Here is a 19,919-nt window from a genome sequence, read left to right as displayed (position 1 = left end):
GGGAGAGACTCACACCACAGGAAATGAAGCCGACCGACACCTCAAACCCCGATTTCTACCATCGGGTCGTGGACTGCCAATGGGCCTGTCCCGCTCATACCGACGTCCCTGAATACATCCGTCTCATCGCCCAGGGCCGCTTCTCGGATGCCTACATGGTCAACCGGGAGTCGAACGTCTTCCCGGGGATCCTCGGCCGCGTCTGCGATCGGCCCTGCGAGCCGGCCTGCCGGCGGCGCCGGGTGGAGGAGAAGCCGGTGGCCATCTGCCGGCTGAAGCGGGTCGCCGCCGACCACAAGGACGAGATCGCCGACCGGCTGCCGAAGGCGCCGGCGGAGAAGAACGGCAAGAAGGTGGCGCTGGTCGGTGCCGGCTGTGCCTCGCTCACCGTGGCCAACGACCTCGCCCCCCTGGGCTACGAGTGCACCATCTTCGAGGCGCTGGACGAGACCGGCGGGCTCATGCGCACGAACATCCCCCAGTTCCGGCTGCCGCCGAAGGTGCTGGACGAGGAGATCGGCATGATCCTGGACATGGACGTCGATCTGAAACTGAACCACCCGATCGGCAGCCTCAAGGACCTGCTGGACGACGGCGGCTTCGACGCCGTGTTCGTCGGCACCGGCGCGCCCAAGGGCAAGGAGCTCGAGCTGCCGGGCCGCTACGACACCGACCGCATCCATATCGGCATCCAGTGGCTGGAGTCCGTGGCCTTCAAGCACACCGAGGAGATCGGGGAACGGGTGCTCATCATCGGCGTCGGCAACACCGCCATGGACTGCTGCCGCACCTCGCTCAGGCTGGGCGCGAAAGACGTCAAGGTGATGGCCCGCAAGCCGCGGGGCTACTTCAAGGCCTCCGACTGGGAACTGGAGGACGCCGAGGAGGAAAACGTCGAGATCCTCGTGAACCATTCGCCGAAGCAGTTCGTGATCGAGGACGGCCGGCTCACCGGCATGAAATTCGATCTGATGGAGTATCAGGTCGACGAGCAGGGCCGCATCGACCGGGGCACGGTGCTGGAGGAAATCTTCATCCCCTGCGACGACGTCATCCTCGCCATCGGCCAGGAGAACGCCTTCGACTGGATCGAGCGCGACGTCGGCCTGGAGTTCAATCAGTGGGACGCGCCGGTGGTGGACGAGACCACCATGATGTCCACCCGGCCGGGAGTCTTCTTCGGCGGCGACGCCGCCTTCGGGCCCAAGAATATCATCTGGGCCGTCGCCCACGGCCACCAGGCGGCCATCTCCATCCACAAGTACTGCCAGGGCGAGGACGTCGAGGATCGCCTGCCCGACGGCATGAACCTCATCAGCCAGAAGATGGGCATCCACGAGTGGAGCTACTCCAACGACTACAATCCTGCGGAGCGCCGCCTGATGCCGGCGGTGGATCTCGCGGAGCGGTTCAAGAAGATCGACATTGAGGTGGAGCTGGGCTTCACCCCGGAGCAGACGCTGGCCGAGGTGGAGCGCTGCCTGAACTGCGACATTCAGACGGTATTCATCGACAAGCTCTGCATCGAGTGCGACGCCTGCATCGACGTCTGCCCGGTGGACTGCCTGGCCATTACCCCGAACGGCAGCGAGGAGGAGTTGCGCCAGAGTCTGACGCCGCCCGCCGAAAACCTGGAGGAGCCCTTCTTCGTCTCCGGCGCCCTGCCACAGACCGGGCGCGTGATGATCAAGGACGAAGACCTGTGCGTGCACTGCGGCCTCTGCGCCGAGCGCTGCCCCACGGGCGCCTGGGACATGCAGAAGTCCCAGATCCTGATCCCCCATGCGAGCGACGAGGCCGCGCGGGCAAAACCTCGGCTTCACAAGGCGGTATGAACAGAGAGGTAGGAGGGCCTTCAGGCCCGATCCGGGTTAGGGAATCGGGGCTAAAGCCCCTCCTACAGCCCCTCCTACAGGCCCATCGAGGTATGCAGTGACCGACAAACGCGTCAACGACGTCGTGATCAAGATCGCGACCGTGAACGGCACCGGCTCCGCCAGCGCCAACGGCCTCTTGATGAAATCCATCTTCCGCATGGGCGTCCCGGTGGTCGGCAAGAATTACTTCCCCTCCAATATCCAGGGACTGCCCACCTGGTACGAGGTGCGCGTCACCGGCGCCGGCCACAAGGCCCGTGCGGGCCACGTCGACGTGATGGTGGCGATGAATGCCCAGACCTACGCGCAGGATCTCGCCGAGGTGGAGCCGGGCGGCTACCTCATCTACGACTCCACCTGGCCCCGCTCGAAGCTTCTGGACCGCGAGGACGTCACGGTGATCGGCATCCCGCTGTCGAAGATGTGCAACGAGCACTTCGAGGGCGCGCGGGCGCGCATCCTGATGAAGAACATCGCCTACGTCGGCGCGCTGGCCGCACTGCTCGACCTGGACCTGGACATCATCCGCAGTAATCTCGCCGACACCTTCGCGAAGAAGCCGGCGCTGGCGGACTCCAACATGGAGGCGGTGAAGCTGGGCTACGACTACGCGGTGCAGAACTTCCCCTGTCCGCTGCCGCTGACCGTGGAGAAGATGGACAAGACGAAGGGGCACGTGGTCATCGACGGCAATACGGCTGCGGGACTCGGCTGCGTCTATGCCGGTGCGACCGTGGGTGCCTGGTACCCCATCACGCCGTCCACCTCCCTGATGGACGCGTTCAGCCGCTTCTGCAAGCAGCTGCGCGTGGACCCGGAAACGGGCAAGAACAACTACCTGATCGTGCAGGCCGAGGACGAGCTCGCCGCCATCGGCATGGTGCTGGGCGCGGCGTGGAACGGTGCCCGTGCCTTCACGCCGACCAGCGGGCCCGGCATCTCGCTCATGAACGAGTTCATCGGCTTCGCCTACTACGCGGAACTGCCGGTGGTGATCTTCGACGTGCAGCGCACCGGGCCGTCCACGGGCATGCCCACGCGCACGCAGCAGTCCGACATCCTGTCCTGTGCCTATGCCTCCCACGGCGACACCAAGCACGTGCTGCTGTTCCCGGCCGACCCCCACGAGTGCTTCACCATGGCGCCGGTGGCCTTCGATCTCGCCGAGCGGCTGCAGACCCCGGTGATGGTGCTGTCGGATCTCGACATCGGCATGAACGACTGGATGGTGCCGGAGCTGAGCTGGGACGAGTCCTACCAGCCGGACCGCGGCAAGGTGCTGCATGCCGAGGACCTGGAGAAGATCGAGAAATTCCATCGTTACCTGGACACCGACGGCGACGGCATCCCGTACCGGTCGCTGCCCGGCGAGCACCCGAAAGGCAGCTTTTTCACCCGCGGCTCCGGCCACAACAAGTACGGCGGCTATACCGAGGACGCCGACGAGTACCAGGACGTGGTGGACCGGCTGCTGGTGAAGTGGGACACGGCGCGGGAGATGGTGCCGGAACCGGTCATCGAGTACTCCAAGTTCAACCGGACTGCGGTGCTCACCGTCGGCAGCGGCGAGGCGGCCGTCCACGAGGCGGTGGAGCGACTGGCGGCAGAGGGTGTGAAGCTCAACTATTGCCGGGTGAAGGCCTTCCCGTTCGGCGAGGCGGTGAAGGACTTCATCGCGAAACACGATCGCGTCTACGTGGTCGAACAGAACCGGGACGCGCAGCTGCGTTCCCTGCTGATCCTCGATGCGGGCATCGACCAGAAGAAGCTCGTGCCGGTGCTGCACTACAACGGCATGCCGATGAACGCCGGCTTCGTCGTCGACCGCATCCGGGAAGACCGGGAGAAGAACGAGGCCGCGTGAACAACCCACGTAGGAGGGCCTTCAGGCCCGATCCGGGGCTAACGAATCGGGGCTAACGAATCGGGGCTGAAGCCCCTCCTACATGCCCATCGAGGCAACCGCTATGAGCTACATACCCAAACCCAAAGTCGCCCATCCGCGACTGCCGCGCAACGACCTCGGGCTCACCGAGCGCGACTACGAGGGCACCGTCTCCACGCTGTGCGCGGGCTGCGGCCACGACTCCATCACCAACGCCATCATCCGGGCGGTGTTCGAACTCTCCATCCCGCCGCATCGGCTCGGCAAGATGAGCGGCATCGGCTGCTCGTCCAAGACGCCCGCCTATTTTGTCGGGCCCAGCCACGGCTTCAACTCCGTGCACGGGCGTATGCCCAGCGTGACCACCGGCGCGAACGCGGCCAACAAGGACCTGGTGTACCTGGGTGTCTCCGGCGACGGCGACTCGCTGTCCATCGGTCTCGGCCAGTTCACCCACTCCATCCGTCGTAATCTCAACATGTGCTACATCATCGAGAACAACGGCGTGTACGGCCTGACCAAGGGCCAGTTTTCGGCATCGGCGGACGTGGGCTCCAAGGCCAAGAAGGGCGAGGAAAACCAGCAGCCGCCCATCGATCCGTGCCTGCTGGCGCTCGCCACCGGCGCCACCTACATCGCCCGCAGCTTCTCCGGCGACAAGACGCAGCTGGTGCCGCTGATCAAGGGTGCCCTCACCCACCGGGGCTTCGCGCTGCTGGACGTCATCAGCCCCTGCGTGACCTTCAACGACCACGTGGGCTCCACCAAGAGTTACTCGCACACCCGCAAGTACTATCACCAGGTGGTGGGCACGGATTTCATCCCGCCGGCGGAGGAGATCAAGACGGCCTACGAGGAAGGCGAGGCCATGCCCGTGGAACTCCACGACGGCAGCCGCGTCGTGCTGAAGAAGGTGGACAAGGAATACGACCCCACCAGCCGCGCCAAGGCGTTCTCCTTCCTGCGCGACCACGCCAACCGGGGCGAGGTGGTCACCGGCCTGCTCTATATCCACGAGCGCAAGGGCGACATGCACGCCGTCGGCAACACGGTGGAGCAGCCGCTGAACTCGATCCCCTACGAGAAACTCGGCCCGGGCGCCGAGACGCTGAAAAAGCTCCAGCAAAAATGGATGTAGGAGGGCCTTCAGGCCCGATCCGGGGCTTGTGAATCGGGGCTAAAGCCCCTCCTACAGCCGCTCCTACGGCCCCTCCTATATGCCCATTGTTGCCCAGCGCGCCCATCACACCATGACCGACGCCGCAGCCACACTCGCCGACTTCGCCCTCAGCCTCGATCCCTCCCGCATCCCCGACGATGTCGCCGAGCGAGCCTGCCTGCATATCCTCGATGCCCTGGGCGTCGCGCTGGCGGCCACCACCTATCCCTTCGCCCGCCGCGGTCTGGCGGCGATCGGCAGCATGGCGGGCGGAGGCGACTACCCGGTCATCGGCCGCCCGGAGCGTATGGCGATGCGGGATGCGGCCATCGCCAACGGCTTCCTGATCCACGGGCTGGATTTCGACGACACCCACGGCGAGAGCATCGTGCATACCTCGGCCAGCGCCCTGCCGACCGTGCTGGCCGCGGGGCTGAACGCGGATGCCACCGGCGCCGAGGCCGTTGCGGCCTACCTGGTGGCCGTGGAGGCCGACGCCCGCATCGGCAGCGTCGGCGGTGCGTTCCAGAAGCGCGGCTTCCATCCCACCGGCGTGGTGGGGGCGTTCGGTGCGACGCTGGCGGCAGGACGCCTATGGCGGATGGACCCGGCCGCGCTCGCGTGGGCGCAGGGCATTACGCTCAGCCTGGCGGGCGGGACACTACAGTTCCTGGAAGATGGCGCCTGGACCAAACGCATCCATCCCGGCTGGGCCGCCGCCTGCGGGCTGCAGGCCGCAGGGCTCGCCCGCGGCGGTTTCACCGGCCCCGCGCAGGCCTACGAAGGCCGTTTCGGACTCTACCGGACCTATCTGGGTGAGGACGGCGGGGAGGATTCCGGCGCCGCTCTGACGTCACGCCTGACGGACCTCGGCGAGCGTTGGGAGATGCTGCGCGTGGGCATCAAGCCGTATCCCGTCTGTCACTACAACCACGCGCATGCCGACTGCCTTCTGGCGCTCGTGTCGGAGCACGGCCTGACGCCCGACGACGTGGAGCGGATGGTGGCCAGGGTGCACGCCGACGAGGTCGACGTGGTCTGCGAACCCGAGGCGCGCAAGCGTCGGCCGCAGAGTGACTACGAGGCCAAGTTCAGCGTGCAGTACCTCATGGCCGCCACGCTGGTGAAGGGGCGGTTCACCCTGGACGAACTCGATGACGACGTGCTCGTCGACCCGGACATCCTTGCGCTGGCCGAGCGCTGCAGCTACGAGGTGGATCCGGAGTCCACCTTCCCGCGCTATTTCCCGGGCGAGGTGATCGTCCACACCCGGGACGGGCGGGAGCTTCGCCATAAGGAGTGCGTGAACCGGGGCGCCGACCAGCGGCCGCTGTCCCGCGCCGACATCGTCGCCAAGTTCGAGGACAACGCCGGGCGGGCGCTCTCCCGGCCCGCCGTCCGCTCGCTGCGGGATCGGGCCCTCGATCTGCCGTCGCTGCCCGGCCTCGCGACGATCCTCGCGGCGATCACGGACTGATTCACCCGCAAAGCCTCCGCCGTTCCGTCGCCATCCCCTCGCCATTCCTCCGTTCAGCTTCCGTTCAGCGCTCCGGGTCTAGCCTGATTCTCCCGATCAAAGGGAGACGACCATGGAGCCGAGAACCACAACGTCGCACGGCGGTCGCCCGGGGGGACGGGAGGCGCAGCATCCCGCCGCCTTCTGGCACTACCTCGCCGCCACCATCGCACTCCTCGTCCTGCCGGCGCTGAGCTTCGCCAGCACGGCGCCCACCATCCAGCTCTTCCCGACCACGGTGCTGGAGGACATCCGCCAGACCGGCGACGTGGCGGCCGAGATGGAGACCGGCCTGCAGGACGCCATCAGCCGGCTGGACCAGCAGCGCCGCCTCTACCAGGAGGCCAAGTGCGACGGCGCGGAGGACGACCCCGGCTGCCAGCGCATCGCCAAGCAGCTCGGCGCCACCTATCTCGAGATGCTGAACATCATGTCCGAGCGCCTGCCGGACATGGAGCGTTCCGTGCAGAACACCCACGCGAGCCTGGAGCGTCGGCTGCGCAGCGAGCTCGGCAACAAGATGACCTCCTGGACCCTGCAGGAGACCCTGCTCGGCGTCGGCGAGGGCTCGAAGGCGGAACCGGCGCCGGTGCTGCGCGGGCGTTCCGGCATCCGCCTGTCCCAGCGCTTCGAGCAGTACTACAAGCTGGTGGCCACCTCGTCGGTGAACCGCAACAGCCATTCGCTGGCGGTGATCGCCTCCGACATGTACCTGGACATGGCCGAAGCCTCCGATCTCATCGCCCGCACCCGGGAGGAGATCGCGCGCGCCACGCTGATGGAACAGCTGAACCAGTCCTTCGGCGTGATCACGCCGGAGATGCAGGAAGTGGTGGACGGGGTGAAGGCCATCCTGTTCGGCGACTACGAGCCCGGCCCGCAGATCGCCGCACCCCCGCCGGGGACCTTCGAAGAGGAATACACGAGCCCGCTGGAGTTCTGACGGAACCCCGCGGCCGAGGAGGAGCGACATGAATCCGAGTAACATCCGCACCGGCCTGATGCTGCCGCTGGCCCTCGGCGCACTGGCCCTGGCCGGCTGCGCCACCACCACCGCCGACTGCAGCCTGCCGCGCACGGCCAGCCTGGATCAGGCCATGGATGCGGCGGAGGCGAAGCTGGCCGACGGCTGCGAGGCCGAGTTCGACCGCTACTACGCCGAACTGCTTACCGTCGCCGAGGGCGATCCCGGCCCCGAGAACAAACGCAAGTTCTCCGATTTCCTGCTGACGGCCACCGATCAGGGGCTGCTGTCCAAGCGTCAGGCGGAGCGCGCCTACAACCGCTACTTCAACGTGAAGTACGTCTCGCTGATGGGCGACTACAACAACTGCGCCTATACCTGCCCGCGCAAGCGTCAGGTGCTGACGGCCATGGAAGCCGAGCTGCTCGACAAGGAGCTGGGCCTGCTCAGGGTGAGCCAGGATGCGCCCGGCTATTACCGGGCCGACCGGCTCTACCAGGAGACCGAACTCGTCCTCGAGGCCACCTGCACGGCCTGCGCGGCCCGGTAGGAGGGAGTGGTGGCCGCGACAGCCGGGAACGGCGGTTTCGCCAGCGGTCTCGCCGCCGGCGTGCTGGCGGGATTGGTCGCGGCCGGCGGCATGATGCTCGCCGCCGACGCACTTGCTCCCGCCGGCGGCGTACCGGCCTGGACCCTGGCAGAAGCGCTGGACTGGGCGTATCGCAACCTGGGGCTGTCGCTGCCCGTATTCGCCGTCGTCCTCGCGCTGTACGTGCGCAGCCTGTCCCGGCTGCGCCGGCGGGTCGCGCGTGCCGCGTCGCTGGATTCCGTGGCCCATGCCGAGCAGCTCACCGACACCTGGACGAGCCTGTTCTTCGGCGTGGGCGTGATCTGGACCGCCATCGGTATGCGCGGCGCTCTGCTCTACGCGCTCGGCGATCCGGCGGCCAGCGTGGACGAGGGCGCCTTCGCCGTACTGCAGCGCATGGTGAACGGCGGCATCCTGGTGGCGCTCTCCACCACGATCTTCGGCGGCATCGGCGGTTACCTCATGCGGGTGGTGAAGACGCTCACCGTCGGCGCCGCGCTGCGGCGCTACTACCAGGCGGCCGCCGGTGAGACCGGCGCGGAGATGCTGGCGGCGCTCGCGCGCATCGAGGCGCACCTGGCCGTCCTGGCCACGCCGGCCGGCAGGAAGGAGGAGGGAGATGGACAGGCAGCCGTGGACCGGCTCGCCTTCCCCCGGCGCAGCTAGCGGCGAGGGAGGCATGGAGCACCTGGAGACGGACGTGATGCGCTTCATGGCCATCCTCGCCTTCTGTCTGGTCGCCATCTTCGCGCTCGTGCAGAGCGTCCCCGAACAAGTTGCAGAACGCACAAAAGAGGTGCCGGACACCGTAAGTTCGGTTACGCACCCGACGGCGGAACCGGCACCCGCCGCGCCGCCCGAGCCCGCTGAGTCCGAAAAGCAGGCTGAGCCACAGCCTCGGCCAGCACCGCAGCCGAAACCGCAACCCGTCGCGGCAGCGACGCCGGAGCCCCGGCTCGAGGCGCCGCCGTTGCCGCGACCGGAACCTGAGCGGTCTCCGCGACCCGCACCCGAGCCACCGCCCGAGGCCGCGCATCCGGCGCCTGCCGCCGAACCGCAGCCGGGCTTCTCCCTGCGCTTCGATTCCGACGCCGCGCTGGTCGGCCTGGTGGAGCGCAAGGAGGTGGCGCTCTACGCTTTCGCCCGGGACCGGGTCTGGCGCTTCATGATGGTCGACGGCCGGCCCGCCTTCCGCACCGCCGCAGCCCCCGGCCAGGTGCACGAGATGACACCGCAGACGGTGCCCGCCGCCGTGCTGGATACGCTGCGCCGCACCGCGGTAGTCGCGCCCGGCGGCATACGCTGGGGCGTCACGCTGCCGCCGGCCACCGCCGCCGCCCTCGGCCGCGTCATCGCCACCAACGACGGCGGCGAACTCGTAATCGAGGCGGACGGTTTCCTGCGGCTGGAGGATCCCTCGTGAACGCGGGCGCACGGATCGGGCGTCTCGCCGGGCTGCTGGTCCTGGCGCTGGCCGCTGCCGGCTGCGCGACGGCGGACTACGGCGCCTTCGCCTGGTCCGGCAGCGACGAGTCGTCCCTGGAGGCCTGGCTCGACCAGGAGCTGGAACCCTACCTGGCCGAGACACTGACCACCCATCCCCGCTTCCGCCGCGAGACTGTCACCGTCGCCGTCATGCGCGGCGACGCGCCGCAGGCGGCGCCGGATTCCCTGTCCCGGGCGCTGTCGCTGCGGCTGACGCGCTTCCTGCAGTCCACGCCCGGCGTGAACCTGGTATGGGAGGGCGGCCGCAGCGCGGGCGACTGCGTGCGTCGGGAGGACGCTCACTACGTCATCGCGGTCGACCTGCAGCAGAGCGGACCTGGTTCCCACCGACTCGCCATCCGTGCTCTCGACCGTGAGGAGGGCCTCTGGGTGACGGGATTCGGCAAGGAATGGAACGGCCGGCTCACCCGCGGCCAGTACGCGCGCTCCCGCCAGCCCGCCGTCACCGGGGAATCCCGCGGCCTGCGCGACCACCCCTTCCGCGAGGACGAGGGCGATCTGCTGGCCGAACGGCTGGCGGCGCAACTGGCGGCCGATTTCTGCGGCTTCGTCGGCGAGCCGCTGGTGGTGCACGCGGAGGCTGCCGGCCAGGACGCCTTCGTCGCCGACACCGTACAGCTGGTGGCGAACAATCTGGCCCGCTCGCCACACATCCGCAGCGTGCGGGATCCCGCCGCGGCGAACCTGATCCTGAGCGGCCGGCTGTATGCCATCGACGGCGATCTGCAGCAATTCTGGGTGCAGGCACGACCGGCCACCGCCGGTGCGCGTTTCCCCGTCACCGACGTGGCGGCCTACGTCGAGACGTCCAGCCCCGGCCGCGTCGCGCTCCGGTCGTCGCCGGATGCGACGGCCGCGCCTGCCGCCGCCGACCCGCTGCCCGCGCCGCCGGACCGAGATCCCGGCTTCGACTCCGGCCGCCCCGTCGAACTGGGCGCGCTGCGGGTGCTGACGCCGAACGATCACTGGATGTGCCGCCGTGGCGACCCCTGGCGCCGGGGCGCCCGTGTATTGCGCCCTGGCGAGAGCCTGGGCGACGACGCGTGCTTCGCCCTGGAGATCGAGGTCAGCGGCGACGCCGAGGTCTTTCTGCTGCGCCGCGATCCCGCGGCCGGACTCGTGCGCATGATACCGGGCCGCTGCGGCCGTCACGGCCGCGTGCCCGGGCGCACCTACGGCGAAGCCACCCTCCAATTCCCGTCGGCGCCCGCCGGCTGGGCGCACGCGCTGCGCCCGCCCCGGGCCGCCATGCGCGAGCGCTGGATCGCGCTGGCGCTCCCGGCGGACGCCGCTGCCGCCGATATCCGCCGCCACCTGGCCCGGCTGCCCGACGACTGCGCCGCGGAGGATGGCGCATCCGTCGACGCCGATGCCTGGCTGGCGGGCCTGGACCGACTGACCGACGCGCCGGTCTCCGTGCGCCGGCTCGACGTTCCGGTCGGCCGCCACGCGGCGAGGAGGGAATGACGCCATGATCCGCCTGCTCGGATTCCTGTCGGGCCTCCTGCTGGTGATCGCCCTGGCGTTCGTCGTCCTGCGCTATCCGCCGGCCGGGCTGCCGGGCGACCGGTTGTCCGCACGGACGGATAGTGCGGACAGCGCGGTGGCGGCAGCGGCGCAAGAGGAGCCGGCGCAGGAATCGACTTCGGCACCCGCCGAACAACCGCCTGGGGAATTGCCCGAAGAGTTACCCGAGGAGTTGCCCGAAGGACTGCCCGAGGACGCCGGCCCGGCACCCGCGCGGAATCCGGCCGACCAGCCAGGCGGGGAACGGCCCCGGGAACCCACCGGGGGATCATCCCCGGAGACCAAGCAGGAGCCGCTCACGCCACCGGCCCCGGCCCCGGCCGAGACACCGCCGCGGGTGGACGACCCACCGCCCGTACCCGTCGCGCAAGCCAGCACCGACGGCGATGGAGCGGCAGACGACGCTGCGGCCGCCGACGAGGCGGACGAGCCCGGCCGCCAATGGCACGCGTTCTGGCAGCCTTTCCACAGCGAGATCTCCGCCGAGGGCTTCCGCCGCCGGCTTGAGGGCGTGACCGGCCTCGACTACCGCGTGGTCTCGCCGCGGCCGGGCGAGTACCAGGTGGCCTTCGCCTACCGGAACGAGGCCGAGCGCCAGGAGAACCTCGCGGCCATCGAGGCGGCCACGGGTCTCGTGCTGCGGAGCCAGATGCTGTGAAGGCCGGGCTCGTCATCGCCGGTCTCTGCCTCGCGCTCTGCGCCTCGGCCGGCCAGGCCCGCAGCGCGGCGGACGGCCGTGAACTCGCCGCGGCCTGGCAGCAGTACGTCGCCGAGCACGCGGACCGGGAGCCGGCGGTGATATTCCCCTACGGCGAGTGCTTCCGCCGGGCCGCCATCCTCAACCAGCTGCCGGAGACCCTGCTGCTGGCGGTGGCCCGGGGCGAGAGCGACTTCGACCCGACCGCCCGCTCCCATGCCAACGCCCACGGCGTGATGCAGATACTCTGGCCCGGTACGGCACGCCACCTCGGGCTGTATCTGCTTTCCGATCTCTACGAGCCCTGCAAGAACATCGACGCCGGCGCCCGCTACCTGAAGGAGCTGCTGGCACGTTACGACGGCGATCTGCACCTGGCGCTGGCCGCCTACAACTACGGCCCGAGCCGCATCCCCAAATCAGGCGTCATCCCGTCCGGCGCGGTCTGGTACAGCGGCTACATCTACCGCCACCTGCAGTACGTGCTCGGCCGCAGCACGCCGGCGGGCAAGCCGCCGCAGAATTACGGCGAGCAGGGCAAGCTCACGCTCATCAGTTTCGCCGCACCGTATCGGGCGCAGGCGTTCGTCGCCGCGCTGGAGCAGGACCCGGGCGGCCTCGCGGTGGACTGGTTCCGCGCGGGTGCCGCCGAGTTCCGCGTGGTGCTGCTGTACGAGGACGAGGCGGACCTCGAGCGCAGCCGCCGCCGCCTGGCCCGGGCGGGTTTCCCGCTGCCCTGACCGGCGCCGCGCCGGCGCCCGTTACGCCAGGCGCCATGCCTGCGATTTGCCACCGTCAGCCTTGGCGCTACCATGCGTCTTTCCCGTCACCGGGCCGCCAGCCTCATGCATCCGCTCGACCATCTCTACCTGCTACTGCTCGTGGTCGGCCTGCCGCTCTACAGCGCCTGGTCCTGGCGGCGCTGGCTGGCGAAGCTCGCTGCCGGCCACCGGCCGCGGCGGTTGCGGCTCTACCTCGGTAGCCTCGCGCAGCTGTGGCTCGTGTTCGGCGTGCTCGCCGCGTGCTGGTGGTGGCTGGGCCGCTCGCCGGCGCCGCTCGGCTTCACCGCGCCGGGCGGCACGGGCTTCTGGCTGGGCGCCGTCCTGGTGGCGCTCGCCACCGGCGTCTTCCTGCAGTCCTGGCGCAGTATGGTGCGGGCCGATGCGGCCGACCGGCGGCGCTACCGCGAGCAGCTGGCCGAACTGGGCCAGATGATGCCGCGCAACGGCCGGGAATACGGGGGCTTCGTCGCGCTCTCGATCACCGCGGGCGTGGTGGAGGAGACCATCTTCCGCGGCTGGCTCATCTGGTATCTGCAGGCGTGGATGCCGCTGACGGCCGCCGTGCTCGTCTCCTCGGCCGCCTTCGGCCTGGCCCACCTCTATCAGGGCGCCGCGGGCGTCGCCAAGACCGCTGTCATCGGTCTGTTGATGGCACTGCTGTACCTGCTGACGGGGTCGCTCTGGCTGCCCATCGTCGCCCACGCCATGATCGACGTCCTGCAGGGGGCGACCATGATGGAGCTGTACCGCCGGCGATCCGGTGACGGGGGCGACGGGGGCGAGGACGGCGACAGGGACGGCGAGGGCGACGAGGGCGGCGAGCCGCCGACTGCTACGATTAACGGATGACCCCTCAGCCGATGACTCCCGAGAGCAAACTGCCCGAGGTCGGCACGACCATCTTCACGGTGATGTCCGCGCTGGCCGCCGAACACGGTGCCATCAATCTCTCCCAGGGCTTCCCGGACTTCGAGCCGCCCGGCTTCCTGCTGGATCGCGTCACTTGCCATCTGCACGAGGGCAGGAACCAGTACGCGCCCATGGCCGGCGTGCCCGCGCTGGTGGAAGCCGTGGCGGAGAAGATCGGCGAGCTGTACGGCGCGGCCGTCGATCCGGCAGCCGAAATCACCGTCACCAGCGGCGCCACCGAGGCGTTGTTCTGCGCCATCCACGCCGTGGTGCGGCCGGGCGACGAGGTGATCGTCTTCGACCCTGCCTACGACGCGTACGCGCCGGCGGTAACGTTGGCCGGCGGACGCACGGTGCATCTGCCGCTGGCGGCACCGGACTTCGCCCTGCCCTGGCCCGCGCTGGAGCAGGCGCTGACGTCCCGCACCCGGCTGGTGATCATCAACTCGCCCCACAACCCCACCGGCGCGGTGCTGGCAGCGCAAGATCTGGCGCGGCTCGGCAGTCTGCTGGCGGGACGGGAGTGCTATCTGCTGACGGACGAGGTCTACGAGCACATCGTCTTCGACGGCGCCGCCCACGCGAGCGTGCTGGCCGAGCCCTCGCTGCGGGATCGCAGCTTCGCCGTGTTCTCCTTCGGCAAGACCTACCACGCCACCGGCTGGAAGGTGGGCTACGCGGTGGCGCCGCCGGCGCTCACGGGGGAGTTCCGCAAGGTGCACCAGTTCGTCACTTTCACCACCAGCACGCCCGTGCAGTGGGCACTGGCCGACATGCTGCGCGAGCATCCCGAACACCACCGGGGGCTGTCCGCGTTCTACCAGGTCCGCCGCGACCGCTTCCGCGAGATGCTGGCGCCGTCGCGCTTCGAGCTGCTGCCCTGTGCCGGCACCTATTTCCAGCTGGCCGACTACGGCCGCATCTCCGCCGAGCCGGATACGGAGTTCGCCCGCCGCCTCACCGCGGAGCACGGCGTGGCCGCCATCCCCGTCTCGGTCTTTTACGATAGCCCGCCGGACGCGTGTCTCGTACGCTTCTGTTTCGCGAAGGAAGAACAGACACTGGCCCGGGCCGCGGAGGTGCTGTGCAGGATCTAGAAGTCGCCATCATCCAGGCCGAGCTCGACTGGCACGATCCGGCCGCGAACCGGCGCCGGTTCGATGAGCACCTGCGGCATCTGCCGCCGGCGGACCTGATCGTGCTGCCGGAGATGTTCACCACCGGTTTCACCATGGCCGCCGCCGAGCAGGCGGAGACCATGGACGGCCTCACCGTGGCCTGGATGCAGGAGCATGCCCGCAGCCGCGATGCCGTGATCTGCGGCAGCGTCATCATCCGGGAGACGCGCTTCGGCGAAGCGCGGTACTTCAACCGGCTGATCTGGGCGACGCCGGAAGGCACGGTCAACCACTACGACAAGCGCCACCTGTTCCGCCACGCCGGCGAGACGGAGCACTACAACGCCGGGAGCGACCGGGTGGTGGTGGAGCACCGGGGGTGGCGCATCGCGCCGATGGTCTGCTACGACCTGCGCTTCCCGGTCTGGAGCCGCCACCGCAACGACTGCGACGCCCTGGTGTACGTGGCCAACTGGCCGGCGGCCCGACATTTCGCGTGGGAGAGCCTGCTCAGGGCCCGGGCCATCGAAAACCAGTGCTACGTCATCGGCGTGAACCGGGCCGGCCGGGACGGCAACGGGCTCGACTACCGGGGCGGCAGCGCCGCCGTCGATTTCCTCGGCGCCACGCTGACGGACTGCGCGCAGGAGCCCTGTGTGACCACCACCGTCCTGTCCCTGGAGGCCCTGCGCACTTTCCGCCGGGATTATCCTTTCCATCTGGACGCAGACCCCTTCCGTTTGTCAGACTAGTACGACTGAACATAAGGCGCCGGTGCGGGGCAAGGACCCGCCCGCCGTGCGCCCCGGCGCCGCCAGACAAGCTCCGCCCGCCGGGCGGGGAAACGGAGAGAGCGGCCGCCGCAGCCCGTGCCGGCCCCGGCACCGAAGGCGCTCCGCGGAGACCGCTCCGAGGAGCGCGGATATGGCTACGACCCGTCACCATCACTGGCGCTCGCGTGCGGACGAGCGCTACACGCCACCGGCTGCCACCGAATCGTCGGGAGAACGCGCGCTGCAGCGCCTGATCGAACCGGCCGGCCTGACCCTGAACGGAAACGAGCCCTGGGACCCGGTGATCCGGGACGAGCGGGCCTGCGCCGAGATTCTGCGCCGCGGTTCGCTCGGCGCCGGCGAGGCCTACATGCGCGGCTGGTGGGATGCCCGCGACCTGTCCGACCTGTTCTACCGCCTGCTCCGGGCAGGGCTGCCCGCCGGCTTTGGCCGCTGGCAGGTGCTGAAGCTCGCCCTGCGGGAATGGCTCACCAACCCCCAGCGGGTCGGGAAGGCCTTCGAGATCGGCGAAGCTCACTACGACCGGGGCAACGAGCTGTTCCGGGCGATGCTGGACAAGCGCATGGTCTACAGCTGCGGCTACTGGGAGGGCGTCGACGACCTGGATGCGGCCCAGGGCCAGAAGCTGGATCTCATCTGCCGCAAGCTCGGCCTGCGCGCCGGTCAGCGGGTGCTCGACATCGGCTGCGGCTGGGGCAGTTTCTGCCGGTTCGCCGCCGAACGCTACGGCGTCTCGACGGTCGGCATCACCGTCTCCCGCGAGCAGGTGGAGCTCGGCCGCGAGCGGTGCGAGGGCCTGCCGGTTGAACTGAGGCTGCAGGACTACCGCGAGCTGGACGAGCCCTTCGATCATATTGTCTCGGTGGGCATGGCCGAGCACGTCGGGGTGAAGAACTACGGCACGCTGCTCGACGTCGCGCGGCGCTGTCTGAAGCCCGACGGGCTGTTCCTGCTGCACACCATCGGCCGGCCCCGCACCACCCGCTCGGCGGACCCCTGGATCAACCGCTACATCTTCCCCAACGGCCACCTGCCGTCCCTGCGACAGCTCACGGCGGCCTGCGAGGGCCGTTTCGTGGTGGAAGACGTGCACAACTTCGGCGCCGACTACGACCGCACGCTGATGGCCTGGTTCGCCAACTTCGACGCCGCCTGGCCGGCGCTGCGCGAGCGCTACGACGAGACCTTCTACCGCATGTGGAAGTACTACCTGCTCTCCTGCGCCGGCGCCTTCCGCGCCCGGGACATCCAGCTCTGGCAGCTGGTGCTGTCGCCGCGGGGCGTCGACGGCGGCTATCGGCGTCCGCGGTAGTCCCGCAATAGTCGTCTCCGGGAGGTATTGCAGACCCCGATTTCCGATGGTAACTTGTTCAACAAGACTTACACGGGAACATCGAGGGATTGACCATGCCTGTCGAACGCGTCGCACATATCGAGCCCACTGTCCGCACCAAGGATCACCCCTACCTGAACCTGCAGGAAGGGTGGCGGCCCAATTACGACGAGTACAACGCCACCGACATGGAAGTGATAGGCGAGATTCCCGCCGACATCGACGGCGTCTATCTGCGCAATACCGAGAACCAGCTGCACGAGCCCATCGGCCGCTACCACCCCTTCGACGGCGACGGCATGATCCACATGATCAGCTTCGCCGACGGCAAGGCGGAGTACCGCAACCGTTTCGTGCGCACCAAAGGCTTCATGGCGGAACAGGAGGCCGGGCGCTCCCTCTGGGCCGGCCTGATGGAGCACCCGTCCTCCTCGACCCGTCCGGGCTGGGGCGCCCAGGAGTGGCTGAAGGACTCGTCTTCCACCGACGTCATCGTGCATGCCGGCCGCGTGCTCTCCACCTTCTACCAGTGCGGTGAGGGCTACCGGCTCGACCCCTACACGCTGGAGCAGTTCGGCACGGAGGGCTGGGTACCGCTGGACGGCATCTCCGCCCACACCAAACTCGACGAGCAGACGGGCGAGTTGCTGTTCTTCAACTATTCCAAGCATCCGCCCTACATGCACTACGGCGTGGTGGGGCCGGACAACAGGTTGAAGCACTACGTGCCCATCCCTCTGCCCGGCCCGCGCCTGCCTCACGACATGGCGTTCACCGAGAACTACGCCATCCTGAACGACATGCCGCTGTACTGGGACGAGAAGATGCTCGAGCGCGGCGTCCATGCCGTGCGCATGCACAAGGACACGCCCAGCCGGTTCGCCGTGATCCCGCGCATGGGTCAGCCGGAGGACATCAAGTGGTTCGAGGCCGATCCCACCTACGTGCTGCACTGGCTGAATGCCTGGGAGGAAGGCGACGAGGTGGTCCTCGACGGCTACTTCCAGGAGCACCCGGAGCCGGCGAACTACGACGGCGCGCCCTCGGGTTTCGAGCGCATGATGGCCTATCTCGACCAGGGCCTGCTCATGCCGCGCCTGCACCGCTGGCGTTTCAACCTGAAGACCGGCGAGACGAAGGAAGAGCGCCTTGATGACCGCACGCTCGAGTTCGGTACCATCAACCAGCGTCACGGCGGGCGTGCCTACCGCTACGGCTACAGCGCAGTGCCCGTGCAGGGCTGGTTCATGTTCCAGGGCTTCACCAAGCACGACATGGAGACGGGCGCCTCCTCGACCGTGGAACTCGGCGAAGGCCGTTACGGCAGCGAGGCCGGTTTCGCTCCGCGCGTTGGCGCGAAATCCGAGGACGACGGCTATCTGGTCACCTTCGTCTCCGACGTGAAAGAAGACCGCTCCGAGGCCCTGCTGATCGACGCCACCGACTTCGCGGCGGGCCCGGTCTGCCGCATCATCCTGCCGCACCGCATCTCGAGCGGCACGCACGCCACCTGGGCGCACGGTGAGGATATCCGCAACGCACAGCAGACCCTGAGCCTCTGATCGATAGTCCGCAGGAGGGCCTTCAGGCCCGATTCAATGTCTATAATCGGGCCTGAAGGCCCTCCTGCGGTGCGACGATGCGCGCGTTCCTCCTCCTCTTCCTCGTCGCGCTTGCCGGCTGCGCCGGCGCGCCCGACCGCACGACCAACTGCGGCGTCCTGGCGGACAGGCCGGTGCCCGGCGGCACCGTCACCGCCGCGGCCGTCGTCGACGAAGACGACGGGCTCCCCGCCTACTGCCGCGTGCGCGGCGTCATCGAACCGCGCATCGGCTACGAGGCCCGGCTGCCGCTCGCCGGCTGGAACGGCAAGTACTACCAGGCCGGCTGCGGAGGATTCTGCGGCAGCGTCCTGCCGGACAAGCCCGGCTTCTCCAACACCATCAACGAGGCTTTGAAGCTCGGCTATGCCGCCATCACGACGGACGCCGGCCACAGCGGCGGACTCGGCGACGCGTCCTGGGCCGCGGACGACCCCGCGGCCGTGGAGGTGTACGCCCACCGCGCCATCCCGCTCACCCATCGTTTCGGCACCGCCCTGGTCGCCCGCTATTACGGCGCCGCGCCCCGCTACGACTACTTCGGCGGCTGCTCCAACGGCGGCCGCATGGGGGCGATGGCGGCACAGCGCTACCCGGCTCTGTTCGACGGAATCCTCGCCGGCGGCTCTGTCCTGGATCTCTCCGGCAACGGCGGCATCTATGGCCCGTGGGTGGTGCAGTCGAACACGGACCGCGACGGCGAGCGCATCCTCACCCGGGAGAACTTCGCCCACAAGCTGCCCCTGCTGTCCGCCGAAGTGCTCGCGCAATGCGACGGCGCCGACGGCCGGGCGGACGGGCTGATCTCCGCACCGCGGGCCTGCGCTCCGGACCTGGAGGCGCTGCCTGCTTGCGGCGACGGGGCCGCGACCGGAGAGCGTGTCTGCTTCAAGCCGGCCGAACGCCGGGTGCTGGAACGCTGGTACGCGGGCCCGCGAGATTCGGCCGGCCGACAGCTCTACCCGGGCATGCCGCCCGGCAGCGAGCGCTACTGGGCCGTCTGGTTCCTCGATGCCGGCGGGCGCACGGCGCCGGGGAACGCGCTGGGCAGTGATTATCCGAAGTATCTCGGCCTGGCCGGCCAGGTCGGCGAGGACTGGAGCGCGCTCGATTTCGACTTCGACGCGGACCCGGCGCGACTGGCCCAATCGGCCTCTCTCCTGAATGCTATCGATCCGGACCTGGCCGCGTTCCGCGCCGCCGGCGGCAAGCTCCTGATGTGGCACGGCTGGGCCGATCCGCTGGTGCTGCCCGACCAGAGCGTCGACTACTACCGCCGCGTCGCCGAGACGGCCGGCGGCGAGCCGGACGAGTTCCTGCGCCTGTTCATGATCCCCGGCCACGGCCATTGCTGGGAACTGCCGGCGCAGACGCCGGACCGCTTCAACCCCATCCGCGTGCTCGAGCGCTGGGTGGAGGAGGGCCGTCCGCCGGAACGCATTGCGGCCAGCGCGGCGGATCCGCAAGCCGCCCGGGTGCCGGAGGCGCTGCTGTGTCCCTGGCCGGACTCCGCCGTGGCCATCGCAGGGAGCGATGTAGAACCGGAACAAATGGAACGAATGGAACAAACGGAACGGGTCTGCGCGTCGCGGAATTAGTTTCGGGAGAAAGAGCTGCCAGTTGCCACCCCGACCGCGTATCTTTCACAATTAGACGCAGACG

Annotated in this window: 17 protein-coding genes; all 17 read left to right on the top strand. The window is 68.9% G+C overall.

Annotated elements, in window-relative coordinates:
- The first annotated feature begins 23 nt into the window (after window positions 1-23).
- Window positions 24-1,835 (top strand): FAD-dependent oxidoreductase, encoded by a 1,812-nt coding sequence (locus tag ACJMKZ_RS07765; protein WP_405232617.1) that lies wholly within the window; start codon window positions 24-26, stop codon window positions 1,833-1,835.
- 97 nt (window positions 1,836-1,932) lie between these two features.
- A complete protein-coding gene (locus tag ACJMKZ_RS07760; RefSeq protein WP_405232616.1) occupies window positions 1,933-3,741 on the top strand; it encodes a 2-oxoacid:acceptor oxidoreductase subunit alpha in 1,809 nt (602 codons plus the stop codon).
- A 103-nt stretch (window positions 3,742-3,844) separates the two neighbouring features.
- Window positions 3,845-4,900, top strand: a complete 1,056-nt coding sequence (locus ACJMKZ_RS07755) for a 2-oxoacid:ferredoxin oxidoreductase subunit beta (RefSeq protein ID WP_405232615.1) — start codon at window positions 3,845-3,847, stop codon at window positions 4,898-4,900.
- Window positions 4,901-5,012: 112 nt separating this feature from the next.
- Window positions 5,013-6,398: an MmgE/PrpD family protein gene (locus ACJMKZ_RS07750; protein WP_405232614.1), complete on the top strand. Its 1,386-nt coding sequence runs from the start codon at window positions 5,013-5,015 to the stop codon at window positions 6,396-6,398.
- Between the two features lie 112 nt (window positions 6,399-6,510).
- Window positions 6,511-7,380, top strand: a complete 870-nt coding sequence (locus tag ACJMKZ_RS07745; RefSeq protein WP_405232613.1) for a hypothetical protein — start codon at window positions 6,511-6,513, stop codon at window positions 7,378-7,380.
- Between the two features lie 28 nt (window positions 7,381-7,408).
- The gene (locus ACJMKZ_RS07740; protein ID WP_405232612.1) at window positions 7,409-7,951 is read left to right on the top strand and encodes a hypothetical protein; all 543 of its coding nucleotides are present in this window, start codon (window positions 7,409-7,411) and stop codon (window positions 7,949-7,951) included.
- A gap of 9 nt (window positions 7,952-7,960) precedes the next feature.
- Window positions 7,961-8,656 carry a hypothetical protein gene (locus ACJMKZ_RS07735; RefSeq protein WP_405232611.1) on the top strand — a complete coding sequence of 232 codons (696 nt, stop codon included), beginning with the start codon at window positions 7,961-7,963 and terminating at the stop codon, window positions 8,654-8,656.
- A complete protein-coding gene (locus ACJMKZ_RS07730; protein WP_405232610.1) occupies window positions 8,610-9,413 on the top strand; it encodes a hypothetical protein in 804 nt (267 codons plus the stop codon). Before ACJMKZ_RS07735 ends, ACJMKZ_RS07730 begins: the two co-directional genes overlap by 47 nt.
- Window positions 9,410-10,963 (top strand): hypothetical protein, encoded by a 1,554-nt coding sequence (locus ACJMKZ_RS07725; protein ID WP_405232609.1) that lies wholly within the window; start codon window positions 9,410-9,412, stop codon window positions 10,961-10,963. The genes ACJMKZ_RS07730 and ACJMKZ_RS07725 overlap by 4 nt, the downstream gene beginning before the upstream one ends.
- Window positions 10,964-10,967: 4 nt before the next feature.
- Entirely contained in the window at window positions 10,968-11,681 is a 714-nt protein-coding gene (locus ACJMKZ_RS07720; protein WP_405232608.1) for a hypothetical protein, read from the top strand.
- On the top strand, window positions 11,678-12,460 hold the full coding sequence (locus tag ACJMKZ_RS07715) for a lytic transglycosylase domain-containing protein (RefSeq protein ID WP_405232607.1): 783 nt from the start codon (window positions 11,678-11,680) through the stop codon (window positions 12,458-12,460). The genes ACJMKZ_RS07720 and ACJMKZ_RS07715 overlap by 4 nt, the downstream gene beginning before the upstream one ends.
- Window positions 12,461-12,532: 72 nt before the next feature.
- Complete coding sequence (locus ACJMKZ_RS07710) at window positions 12,533-13,351, top strand: CPBP family intramembrane glutamic endopeptidase (protein WP_405232606.1); 819 nt, start codon at window positions 12,533-12,535, stop codon at window positions 13,349-13,351.
- An 11-nt stretch (window positions 13,352-13,362) separates the two neighbouring features.
- The gene (locus tag ACJMKZ_RS07705) at window positions 13,363-14,508 is read left to right on the top strand and encodes a pyridoxal phosphate-dependent aminotransferase (protein ID WP_405232605.1); all 1,146 of its coding nucleotides are present in this window, start codon (window positions 13,363-13,365) and stop codon (window positions 14,506-14,508) included.
- Window positions 14,496-15,281, top strand: coding sequence for an amidohydrolase (locus ACJMKZ_RS07700; protein ID WP_405232604.1), 786 nt, complete (start codon window positions 14,496-14,498; stop codon window positions 15,279-15,281). Before ACJMKZ_RS07705 ends, ACJMKZ_RS07700 begins: the two co-directional genes overlap by 13 nt.
- A gap of 172 nt (window positions 15,282-15,453) precedes the next feature.
- Window positions 15,454-16,635, top strand: a complete 1,182-nt coding sequence (cfa, locus tag ACJMKZ_RS07695) for a cyclopropane fatty acyl phospholipid synthase (RefSeq protein WP_405232603.1) — start codon at window positions 15,454-15,456, stop codon at window positions 16,633-16,635.
- A gap of 95 nt (window positions 16,636-16,730) precedes the next feature.
- Window positions 16,731-18,218: a carotenoid oxygenase family protein gene (locus ACJMKZ_RS07690; protein WP_405232602.1), complete on the top strand. Its 1,488-nt coding sequence runs from the start codon at window positions 16,731-16,733 to the stop codon at window positions 18,216-18,218.
- A 77-nt stretch (window positions 18,219-18,295) separates the two neighbouring features.
- The gene (locus tag ACJMKZ_RS07685) at window positions 18,296-19,855 is read left to right on the top strand and encodes a tannase/feruloyl esterase family alpha/beta hydrolase (protein ID WP_405232601.1); all 1,560 of its coding nucleotides are present in this window, start codon (window positions 18,296-18,298) and stop codon (window positions 19,853-19,855) included.
- Window positions 19,856-19,919: the final 64 nt, after the last annotated feature.

This window comes from Lentisalinibacter salinarum (assembly GCF_040706555.1).
In the GTDB taxonomy this organism is placed as follows: domain Bacteria; phylum Pseudomonadota; class Gammaproteobacteria; order Steroidobacterales; family Woeseiaceae; genus Lentisalinibacter; species Lentisalinibacter salinarum.
This window is presented reverse-complemented; position numbering and strand designations above follow the sequence as displayed.

Excerpts from the sequence above, each read along its gene's own strand:
- cfa (WP_405232603.1), top strand. The coding sequence starts at position 15,454 with ATGGCTACGACCCGTCACCATCACTGGCGCTCGCGTGCGGACGAGCGC.
- ACJMKZ_RS07720 (WP_405232608.1), top strand. The coding sequence starts at position 10,968 with ATGATCCGCCTGCTCGGATTCCTGTCGGGCCTCCTGCTGGTGATCGCC.
- ACJMKZ_RS07690 (WP_405232602.1), top strand. The coding sequence starts at position 16,731 with ATGCCTGTCGAACGCGTCGCACATATCGAGCCCACTGTCCGCACCAAG.
- ACJMKZ_RS07745 (WP_405232613.1), top strand. The coding sequence starts at position 6,511 with ATGGAGCCGAGAACCACAACGTCGCACGGCGGTCGCCCGGGGGGACGG.
- ACJMKZ_RS07705 (WP_405232605.1), top strand. The coding sequence starts at position 13,363 with ATGACTCCCGAGAGCAAACTGCCCGAGGTCGGCACGACCATCTTCACG.
- ACJMKZ_RS07750 (WP_405232614.1), top strand. The coding sequence starts at position 5,013 with ATGACCGACGCCGCAGCCACACTCGCCGACTTCGCCCTCAGCCTCGAT.
- ACJMKZ_RS07710 (WP_405232606.1), top strand. The coding sequence starts at position 12,533 with ATGCGTCTTTCCCGTCACCGGGCCGCCAGCCTCATGCATCCGCTCGAC.
- ACJMKZ_RS07730 (WP_405232610.1), top strand. The coding sequence starts at position 8,610 with ATGGACAGGCAGCCGTGGACCGGCTCGCCTTCCCCCGGCGCAGCTAGC.
- ACJMKZ_RS07740 (WP_405232612.1), top strand. The coding sequence starts at position 7,409 with ATGAATCCGAGTAACATCCGCACCGGCCTGATGCTGCCGCTGGCCCTC.
- ACJMKZ_RS07765 (WP_405232617.1), top strand. The coding sequence starts at position 24 with ATGAAGCCGACCGACACCTCAAACCCCGATTTCTACCATCGGGTCGTG.
- ACJMKZ_RS07685 (WP_405232601.1), top strand. The coding sequence starts at position 18,296 with ATGCGCGCGTTCCTCCTCCTCTTCCTCGTCGCGCTTGCCGGCTGCGCC.
- ACJMKZ_RS07755 (WP_405232615.1), top strand. The coding sequence starts at position 3,845 with ATGAGCTACATACCCAAACCCAAAGTCGCCCATCCGCGACTGCCGCGC.